Raw genomic sequence first — 9,160 nt, 5'->3', positions numbered from 1 at the left:
GGGGGGGGGCGGCGGGGGGGGGGGGGGGGGGGGGGGGGGGGGGGGGGGGGGGGGGGGGGGTCGATGAGGTATGCGGTTCTTCGCGCGTAAGAGACAGGGGAGGGGGTCTCCCCCTCCCCGTCAGCCCCACCCCCGGTTGCGATAGCCACCACGGTCCACTGCATGAGGACATGCCCGAGAAAAAGGTCGTTCCGGGGGCAGCCTGATCTGGCACCAGCCTCATCAGGGAAAGGATGAAGATCGGAACAGGGTTTCAACAGAGCCGGACCTCGCGTCTTCACATGAGGCCATGCATGAGCCCATGTCATCTCCCCTTCCACACCGGCACACTGCCGGTTCACCGGTCGAAAGGGGCTGCTTAGCAGAACCGGACCTTCTTCAGGAGATCCGCAACCCTTTCCGTCCCCCGGTTCAGTGGCCTCTCGGCGGGCTCAAAGCGCTTCCCCGCGAGGGCACGGAATATCGCGTCGATAGCCTTCCCGAGCGACGGGCCGTAGCCCCCTTCGAGCGTCAGCGCGAGTGGAAGATCCGTGCCGTCGATCAACATCCTGGCGAGCACGCCGTAATCATCGGGTTCGAGATGCATCCGCCCGTGTTCGTCGTCGGAGAGGGCGTCCTGCCCGGCCGAGACGATCAGGACGTCGGGCCGGAACCGGACGAGCGCCGGGATGAAGACCTCCTCGAAGACGTGCCGGTAATCGGCGATGGTGGACCCCGCCGCAAGCGGGGCGTTGAGGGTGTAGCCCCGGCCCGCGCCGGTGCCGATCTCGTCCACCCACCCGGTCTTCGGGAAACTGTTCTCCTCGTGTACCGAGCAGAAGAGCACCCGGTCGCTCCCGTAAAACGCCGTCTGGGTGCCGTTGCCGTGGTGCAGGTCCCAGTCGAGGATCGCCACCCGGTCGACCGATAAAAGTGCTTTCGCCGCCGCGACGGCGGCGTTGTTGAAGATGCAGAACCCCATCGCGCGATCGGGCTCGGCATGGTGGCCCGGCGGGCGGACGAGAGCGAAGAGGTGCTCGCCCTCGAGTGTGCGCTCCACCGCCGCGAAGGTCGACCCGGCGGCATAGGATGCGGCATCGAAGGAGTGGCAGGTGACGTAGGTGTTCACGTCCAGAAAACAGGTTCCCGTCGCCATCTTCCGTACCCACCTGATGTATCGCGGGTCGTGAACCCGTTCCAGGTCGCTCTCGGTGGCGCGGACGGGGGCACGCCACCTCACGCTTTCCGGGATCCCCGAGAGGGCCGCCCGTAACCGGGCACCCGACTCGGGGTGAGCCTCCATGTCGTGTCTGGTAAAGACGTCACCGTAGATGACTGAAGACCGCATCCTCGTCAGTTAATGGTGCGTCCCTGCAGGATATCCTCTTCGGTGACGTCAAACGTCTGGCCGGTGCCCGCGATCCGGTACGGTCCGGTCGCCTTCACCTCGCCCGACCACCCTGACGTCGCGTACGGGACGACGAACGTGCCGTTCACGCTCTCCTGACGGTAGGTGAACTCCCGCCCGGTGTTCGTGACGATGGGCACCTCGATGATCCCCTCGCCATTGATCGTGGCTCCGGGAACATACTCGAATATCTTGACGGTTTTGAGGTCGGGCCCGTCTTCACCGACGTTGCCGTAGACGTTCCGGGGTGTCTCGTGGACGAGCCGGTAGTGCTGGAGCGCCGGCACCCGCTCGAGCGGCTGGAGGACCGAGTCCCCACGGTACTGATAGTACATGTTCAGCAGGGTCGCGCCCGACCCCGCCGGTGCGTTCCTGTTGTAGGCCTCCACCGCGGCCGCGCCTGCGGTGGCGTCCATCTGCTCGGTGCGCGTGATGACCGGGAGAGAGGTGTTCGCCGCTTCCGGCTCACGGTACTCGGCGTAGATCACCGATGCCTCCGTCGGATCGGTCATGGACCCATCGAAGTTGTGGAGCCGGGAGACCATCGTCAGGTAGTATTCCTGGGTGTTGAACGGCACCGCCTGGTAATTCGTCGAGCCCGCGCTCTCCGGGAGGAGGAAGTAGGGCTGGAAGGGCTTCTGACCCACCTCGGGATCGGCCCAGGTCGCCGGGGCGTGGAACTTCATGGTGTCGAGCTGGATGTCGGTAATGACGTAGCGGGTGCCGACGTTGTCGAGGACCCGGTTTGCGGCATCTTCGGAAGTCGAGACGAAGTAGGTCGCGGAGCCGTTCGGGCCGGAGACCCCGTGCTGGAACGGGTTGTTGTTCGGGATGCGCTTTGAGACGAAGGTGATCCAGTGGCCGTAGTCCCACCAGGACATGACACCGTAAGACTCCTCGGGGTAGGTGAAAGACTCCCGGTCGTAGATCGCGTAGTAGTCCACGCCGGGGTCGGGGGTGTTCTCGCCCATCCACTCCAGGGCCTCCATCCACTGCGAGTCCATGCCGCTGTACTTCGCGTTGGTGCCGAGAGCTATGTTCCCCATGAGGGATGTCCCGGCAAAGAGGAGCGTGACGGCGACGACCGCGGCGAAGGCCCCGACTTTGAGGTAATCGGGCTGATTCTTCGGGGGAACCTTCGCCTTTCGTGCTTCGGGGCCCTTGCCGCCCTTTTTGCCCTTTCGTGGCGCCTCCTCCTGTTTCACGGTGGTCGCCGGGCCGGAGGATGCCTTGCTGCCGCTCCCTCTCCCGAGGAGGCGTGCAACGTCTTTCCAGGTCGCATCTATGACCACTCCTGCAAAGACCGCCGAGAGCAGGGCGATGTTTGCGGCAAGGTAGTACTCGTAGCGGACGTGTGCGGCGGTCGATGCCAGGATGATCGCCGACCAGATCAGGACGAATACGTGGGCCGGGTTCACCCGTTCAAGGTTCTTCCAGAGGAGGGCTGCGGCACCGCCGGCCGCGAGTACGAGGCCCCAGTGGAACGTCGCCCAGGCGGCGGAAAACGACCAGGCCCGTGCCTCCTGAACGGTCGTGGTGACCGGCTGCTCGCCGAAGAAGGAGATGAGGCTCGATATCAGGAGGTTGTAGATGTCCGGCAGGGCGACAAAGAGCACCGCGACTGCGGCGGCCGCGATGAGGGCGAGCGCGGCAGGGTAGTAGTACTTCGGGCGCCCCTTCAGGAAGACCGAGAGCCCGTAGAGCGCAAGGGTGCCTGCGATGAGGACGGCATATACGATGACGTGCCCGACCGTGTACCGGGAGAGGTCGAGGCCGGGGTGCGGAAAGCCGAACGCCGCCATCCCGAGGATCGCCACGCCGAAGACGACGGCGTTTACGAGGACCAGGTAGTCGCTCGACCGGTCCTGGAAGAAGTCCAGGAGGAACTGGACCAGGGTGAAGACTACCACGATGAGCGCGAAGAGGATCATCGTCGGCATGTTGAAGAGGCCGAGGAGGTAGGCGATGCCCGCGAGCGCCGATGCGAGCACCGGGGCCTTCAGGCTCTCAACCGTGAGGGTTCCGCGGTCCTTCAGGGAGAACGGGTGGTCGCGCGTCGCAAGCAGCGCCGTGACATAGGCGAGGACGAAGATCGTCGAGAAGAGCGTCTCTGCGATATGGTGGTCGACAAAGCCGAAGAGGGAGCGGTAGGCGTAGTTGCTGCCGATGACCGCGATCAGGCCTGCTGCAATGAGGCCGGTCTTCCAGTCGGCGATCTTTTTCGCGAGCAGGTAGGTGACCGGCACCATCGCCACGGCCATCAGCGGAGGAACCCAGGACGCGACCAGCATGATCTCGGGGCGCGTCGCTGCGCCGGTGAGGACGCAGAGCGCTGCTATGATCTGAACAAAGAGCGGCCCCCAGTAGATGACGTCGCCGCTCGGATAGAACGTCATGGTATCGAACCAGGCGTAGCCCGGGAAGTTCGCGACGCTCTGCTCCACCTGGCGCAGGCTGTACCAGGGGTCGTTGCCGAGGAGATTGACGCCTTCGGCGGTCACCAGACCTTCCGAGGGGATACCCCGCGTCCAGAGCGTGAGCAGGGCGAACAGGACGATAACGCCAATGATGATGTATGGTTGGTACTTCTTGAGATCCATCTGAGCCATCGGACACTCCTTGTTACGAATCTGTTTCCCTTCGAACCATTAATAACCTTGGCGTATCCGTGACGCCGGAAAAAGAATGAATTTCAGCGCGTTCCCGTCACGTGCGCAAAGACCTTCTCGAACGCCTCCGCTTTCCTCTTCCAGCTGTGCTCCTCGATCCCGGCCGGGCACCGCCCCCGGGAGAGGGCCAGCTCGTCGACCCGCTCCAGGAACTCAACTCTATCCCGGTAGACGGCGATATGGCCGCCGCCCATCCGGAGCATGTCGGGGATGGGGGTCGAGAGGATCGGTTTCCCGCAGGCCGAGTACTCGAAGTACTTGTTGGGGAGCGCGATATCGATCCACTGCGGGGGGGCGAGCGGGATGAGGCAGAGGTCCATCGGCGCGATGTAGCCGGGGAGGTCGCGGTAATCGACGGCGCCGGTGAAGTGCACCCTGCCTGCAACCCCGAGCCGGGCGGCGAGCGCCCGCAGCTCGTCCAGGTAGCCGGTGAAGAGCGAACCGCCGACGATCAGGAGTTCCGCGTTCGGGTGCTCTTTGAGGATCTCCGGGAACGCCCGGATCACCTCGTCGAGGGCGTACCACCGCTCGACCGCCCCCGCAAACCCGAGCACGAAGGCATCGGGAGCGATCCCGAGGGCGGAACGCATCGCCCCGCCGTCCATCGGGCGGAAGAGGTCGGTGTCGACGCCGTTCGTGATCAGCTCGGCCTCGTAGCCGTATCGGCGGAGTTTCGTGACGAGCCCGGGCGAGACCGTCGTGACGACGTCGCTGTGGTCCAGGTTGTAGCGAGTGATACTGAGGACGCCTTCCCGGAGCAGCCACTTAATCGCGGGATTTTTGTAGTAGGCGGCGGCGGAGTCGGGGAACCAGTCTTTGAGGTCGAAGACCACCGGGACGCCGGATTTCTTCGCCGCCCGGACCATCGCCGTCCCCGCGAGGACGTGGGCGCCGACGACGATGTCGATCTCGTGGTCGCGGATGATCTCGCTGATGACCCGGTAGTGACAGGGTGCGTTCAGGGTGTAGTGGAGGAACGGGCTCTCGACGGGAAACCGCGTCGCCTCGTGGACGTGAAGAAGGGTCTCGCGCTCCTTGCCCCGGCTGACGTGGAAGTGGGGCACGTGGACCTCGTGCCGTGTCGCGAGCTCCTCGAAGATGTTGTGGTGCCTCGAGGGGATCGGGTGATGGATGTAGTCCTGGGTGGAGACGAGGAGGATCTTCATCGATCTTGTGCTCTTGCGATCGATTTGAAGTAGTTAAAGATGATCTCGCGTCATGGGTTACTGGCCTTGAGGGCGCCCTGGGTTTTCGGAGTCTTTAGATATTGAGGCCTCCGATTGGACAATTGACGCTTCAGCGTTTTGAGAACCCGTCCTTTGGGTTAGGGGCTGCCGAGCTCGACCCCCTGTGGTTTATACGATGGGAATTCGTGTGTGAGCCTTGTCTGCATCCCGGGAGGTCGATGCGACCACTCTTGGTGGGTTTTGTCGCGATAACCTGAAAAAGCGACTGGAAGAATAATCTGGGGCCTATGGTTGTTGCACCGGTAGGAGGTATAACATTAATGGTTGTAGATGAAACAGTACAACTACAGCTTTTGAATAACAGTAGGTTAGTCAAGCATGATCATCCTTTGCGAGCCGCAGTGTGTCGGGTTCGAACACTGTCAGGTAAACTCCGCATTTATTGCGGTCGTTCGTGAGGCGTTTTCGGGCGAAGAGTTACTCTTCCTTGCAGAGGAGGGGCATCTGAAACAGGTGAGGAATCTACTCGATCAACATAACGTTGAGATTACTTACCGGCAAATTTCGGTTCCAGCGAGATCTTTATCAAGTTTGGGACGATACAGTGGAGACTCCGCTCTGGTCCGGACTGTCTTCGAGACCTGTGAGGGGATAGGAGCCGAAAGGATAGTCTTTTGCTCAATTACCTGCCCACTGATGATTGCAATCAAAAGACTTCTCCCTAGTTACCCTCGGATTGGCTGCCTTGCCATCCCACACGGCCTGCTCCGCGACATCTCCCTCCCGCCGATACGGCTTGCCGAGATCCCCTTCTGGTTCAGGTTCTGGTTTTCTCATTTCAACAACGATCGCCTGCAGTTTCGGGTATACGGGCAGCCGATCCTGGACGATCTCGTATCGGTGCTGCCGCACATGGGCAGGTACGCGAGTGCTCTCGATCATCCGTATTTTTATCAGCCCGCCGGGAACGAGGTGCATGCGTTCGGGGAAAGAGTGAAGTTCGGGTTCTTCGGCGTCGTGCATCGGGGGAAAGGGGCCGATGCAATGCACCGTCTTGCCGACGACATCGGTCGTGCCGGGCTGGGCGACCGGTCGTTGTTCACCCTGATCGGTTACCTGAACGACAAGCGTCTGGACCATCTCCTGAACTCCAGGTTAAACATACCCTCTGCGTACAAACCACTGGATCGGGAAGCATTCTCGGCCTATGCAAAAGAGATCGACTATTCGGTCTTTCTCTACCGGCCCAGCTCTTACCGCCTGACCGCAAGCGGGGCGTTTTTCGATGCATTGTCGTATGTAAAACCTTTAATCACGCTTAAGAATCCCTTCTTCGAGCACTACTTCAACCGCTTCGGGGACATCGGGTACCTCTGCTCCTCCTATGCCGAGGTCAGGGATTGCGTTACGGAGGTCATACGGAGCAAGCCCGAAGACCGTTACCGGGAGCAGTGCAGGAACATAATGGCGGCACGGGAGGAGATGTGGATCCCTCAACTTGCGGGCCGGTTCCGTGCGCTTGCCGCCACTGCATTCCAAAATGAACTCTAAGGGACAGTTCCGGATTCCTTCCGGCTCCTGTCGCATCTTTTCCTCTGTTGGAGCCCTTCATAAGGACGTCGAACATGGCCTCAGGACATAAGTCTCTTTATCTGGGGTTGGGACGCCTCGACCGGCTAACTCTCACCTGTGGTCGTTATAACGCGCTTTTTCTTGACTCGGGACACCAGATTTCGCAGTACCCGCTTTACCGTAGAGAGGAGTGAATTCGCTATCTTGCAGGACAACGTGTATATCTCTCTGGGCGAGAGTTCGTATATATCGCCGTCCTCGTACGAGACGACTCCATACTTTCTTGAAAAGTTTGAATTTATGACGATCCCAATGTAGCCCCTTGAAATATCCTGCAGCGTGATCTCTCGTTGCAGATACTCCATATGATGGTTCTTGTGGTGAAATATTTTCACAAGGGGTTCCCTGAATTCTATTGGTATTGTTCTGTCTTTCTGCAACCACATGTTATACCAGGAGAACTCGTACGGTGCTATGCTCAGCAGGTCCCGATACGTCAAATTATTCGGCAAGAGATAGTTGTCGTGCAGCGATTCCAGTACTTTGCACGAGAGTATGGCAAAACCATGGCAGGTTAACATTCTTCTGTCGTTCAGCCCCACCTCCTTCTGTATCCGGCGGATCGACTTCTCCCGGTCTTTCCAGTAATCTCGATAGTACTCCGGTTCTACTACCAGTTCGTTATCTTCGACGAGTATCGTAAAAGGGGTGTCATTATCGTACATGAAGTCAGAGACAAAGAAATCTCGAATGAATTCACCGTCGGAGTCCATACAGAAATAGTTTTCACAGAGCCTTTTTTTTCCAGAATGTAAGTTTGATTATCTGCTGGTTGACGTACCCAGGTTTGAAACCAAACACGCTTTTGTCGTGGACCAGATCATTTGTTATTGACTCGATATCGATGAGTTCGATACCATCGTCCACGAACGTTTCAAATGCTTTGATATCGGATTCCGGTGCGACGAGATACAGGGGTATCCTGTGAGCGTTGTATTTTTTGTAACTAGCGATTAGTCGCTCTACGTACTCGATATCGTCAATATATGTTACCACCAGAATTGCTAACTTATGCATCGGGCAACTCCTTGCTGAATCCTTGACAAAACTTAATCATGACGTTATGATATGTGTTTCACGCAGGGGTCTGAGATAACTCCACGTGATCGATAGCCTGCAGCATGATTCATGGTTCGTGTATCATACCTGCGGATCCGTCCCTACCTCTATTGGTTTGCTATGGAAGCGGTTAAACTCTCTCATTCTGTGAGATCGTTCTTGCCCCATTATCAAATATTTTTTGCTGGCAGCTCACTCTTCATCAGACGGTTCTACCAGCCTGAGATGTACCTCTTTGTAGAAAAAGTGATTCAACGAGACAGGATCAGTTCCTGCATTTTTTAATTGCCTCATAAATGCGTTTATATGCCAACCCATCCTCATATTCATGGAATACCTTCTTGATGTACGCCCTCTTTTCTGAGTCCTTTTCCGAGTTCTGGATATATTCTTGCATTGCTTCAATCAATTCCTTGTTTGTTGAAACTTTTGGCCCTGGAGTAATTTGGTAATAGTTATACAATAGCCCGCGCTCCTTCTCGTATTCTTCAAGATCGTACGGCACAAAAATCAACGGTCTGTCCAAGAGCAAATAGTCAATCCAGATGCCCGAATAATCGCTAATTAAAATATCAACGCAGGGCAGGAGTTCCTGTACATCTTCAAACACATCATGGGTTGCAGCAATTATCCGACCTTTGGTGAGGAACTTATACTGGATCTTGCCATTCTTTGCGTAAATATCATCGCTCCAATGCCCCCGCAGGAGCAGATACGCATCATTCACTTCAAGGAATGTGTTAATTTCCTCAAAGGAGAAATCATCGAATGGAAAGAATTGAACTTTGGTTTTTTCTCGCCAAGTGGGAGCATAGAGAATAATCTTTTTTTGTAAGTATGGGAAGCGATCTAGGATCTCTGCTGAAGGTGTTCCTTTATGTTCGATTAAATAGTCGTTACGGGGATATCCTGTTATTAGTACCCTGTCAATGGGCAATCCGGCACAGAGTGCAGTTGCGTTCCTGTCGATTGCTGAATTAGAAATCCAATAGGTATATTGAGAAAGTTTCAAAAGTCTGGCAAGCAACGAGCGCAAGGTATCGGTGCTGGTTCCAGGATTATCGATCCTTTTTATTGGTATCCCGTGCCAGAGTTGGATCGTGACCGTCTTCTGCGAAAAAGTGGCGAACGGTATATCTGCTTCTCCCATAACGTAGAAGACCACTTTCGCGCGGAGTAGCGTGAGTACGCCGGATAACGAATATTGGGCTTTGTTGAATTCCTCC

7 protein-coding genes are annotated in these 9,160 nt (G+C 57.4%); 1 reads left to right on the top strand and 6 read right to left on the bottom strand.

Features of this window, described 5'->3' with window-relative positions:
* Window positions 1-358 precede the first annotated feature (358 nt).
* The 3 genes from BRA62_RS00460 to BRA62_RS00450 form a co-directional block, all read right to left on the bottom strand.
* A complete protein-coding gene (locus BRA62_RS00460) occupies window positions 359-1,327 on the bottom strand; it encodes a histone deacetylase family protein (protein ID WP_292364072.1) in 969 nt (322 codons plus the stop codon).
* 5 nt (window positions 1,328-1,332) lie between these two features.
* Window positions 1,333-3,996 (bottom strand): oligosaccharyl transferase, archaeosortase A system-associated, encoded by a 2,664-nt coding sequence (locus BRA62_RS00455; RefSeq protein WP_292364070.1) that lies wholly within the window; start codon window positions 3,994-3,996, stop codon window positions 1,333-1,335.
* A gap of 83 nt (window positions 3,997-4,079) precedes the next feature.
* The gene (locus BRA62_RS00450) at window positions 4,080-5,222 is read right to left on the bottom strand and encodes a glycosyltransferase (RefSeq protein WP_292364069.1); all 1,143 of its coding nucleotides are present in this window, start codon (window positions 5,220-5,222) and stop codon (window positions 4,080-4,082) included.
* Between the two features lie 717 nt (window positions 5,223-5,939).
* Between BRA62_RS00450 and BRA62_RS00445 the strand changes: the two genes are divergently transcribed.
* On the top strand, window positions 5,940-6,794 hold the full coding sequence (locus BRA62_RS00445) for a hypothetical protein (RefSeq protein WP_292364068.1): 855 nt from the start codon (window positions 5,940-5,942) through the stop codon (window positions 6,792-6,794).
* Between the two features lie 125 nt (window positions 6,795-6,919).
* Here BRA62_RS00445 and BRA62_RS00440 read toward each other — a convergent pair whose 3' ends face one another.
* The 3 genes from BRA62_RS00440 to BRA62_RS00430 form a co-directional block, all read right to left on the bottom strand.
* Window positions 6,920-7,588: a hypothetical protein gene (locus BRA62_RS00440; protein WP_292364066.1), complete on the bottom strand. Its 669-nt coding sequence runs from the start codon at window positions 7,586-7,588 to the stop codon at window positions 6,920-6,922.
* 13 nt (window positions 7,589-7,601) lie between these two features.
* Complete coding sequence (locus BRA62_RS00435; protein ID WP_292364065.1) at window positions 7,602-7,892, bottom strand: hypothetical protein; 291 nt, start codon at window positions 7,890-7,892, stop codon at window positions 7,602-7,604.
* A 307-nt stretch (window positions 7,893-8,199) separates the two neighbouring features.
* Window positions 8,200-9,160: CDP-glycerol glycerophosphotransferase family protein (locus tag BRA62_RS00430; RefSeq protein WP_292364064.1), on the bottom strand; the 961-nt coding region annotated here is incomplete at its 5' end.

Source organism: Methanoculleus sp. UBA208 (assembly GCF_002498065.1).
Classification (GTDB): domain Archaea; phylum Halobacteriota; class Methanomicrobia; order Methanomicrobiales; family Methanoculleaceae; genus Methanoculleus.
Note: the sequence above shows the minus strand (reverse complement) of the source record. Positions and strands in the feature narration are given on the sequence as shown.

What these genes read in the sequence shown, in the direction of transcription:
- BRA62_RS00460 (WP_292364072.1), bottom strand. Translation starts at nt 1,327, where the DNA reads ATGCGGTCTTCAGTCATCTACGGTGACGTCTTTACCAGACACGACATG.
- BRA62_RS00455 (WP_292364070.1), bottom strand. Translation starts at nt 3,996, where the DNA reads ATGGCTCAGATGGATCTCAAGAAGTACCAACCATACATCATCATTGGC.
- BRA62_RS00450 (WP_292364069.1), bottom strand. Translation starts at nt 5,222, where the DNA reads ATGAAGATCCTCCTCGTCTCCACCCAGGACTACATCCATCACCCGATC.
- BRA62_RS00445 (WP_292364068.1), top strand. Translation starts at nt 5,940, where the DNA reads ATGATTGCAATCAAAAGACTTCTCCCTAGTTACCCTCGGATTGGCTGC.
- BRA62_RS00440 (WP_292364066.1), bottom strand. Translation starts at nt 7,588, where the DNA reads ATGGACTCCGACGGTGAATTCATTCGAGATTTCTTTGTCTCTGACTTC.
- BRA62_RS00435 (WP_292364065.1), bottom strand. Translation starts at nt 7,892, where the DNA reads ATGCATAAGTTAGCAATTCTGGTGGTAACATATATTGACGATATCGAG.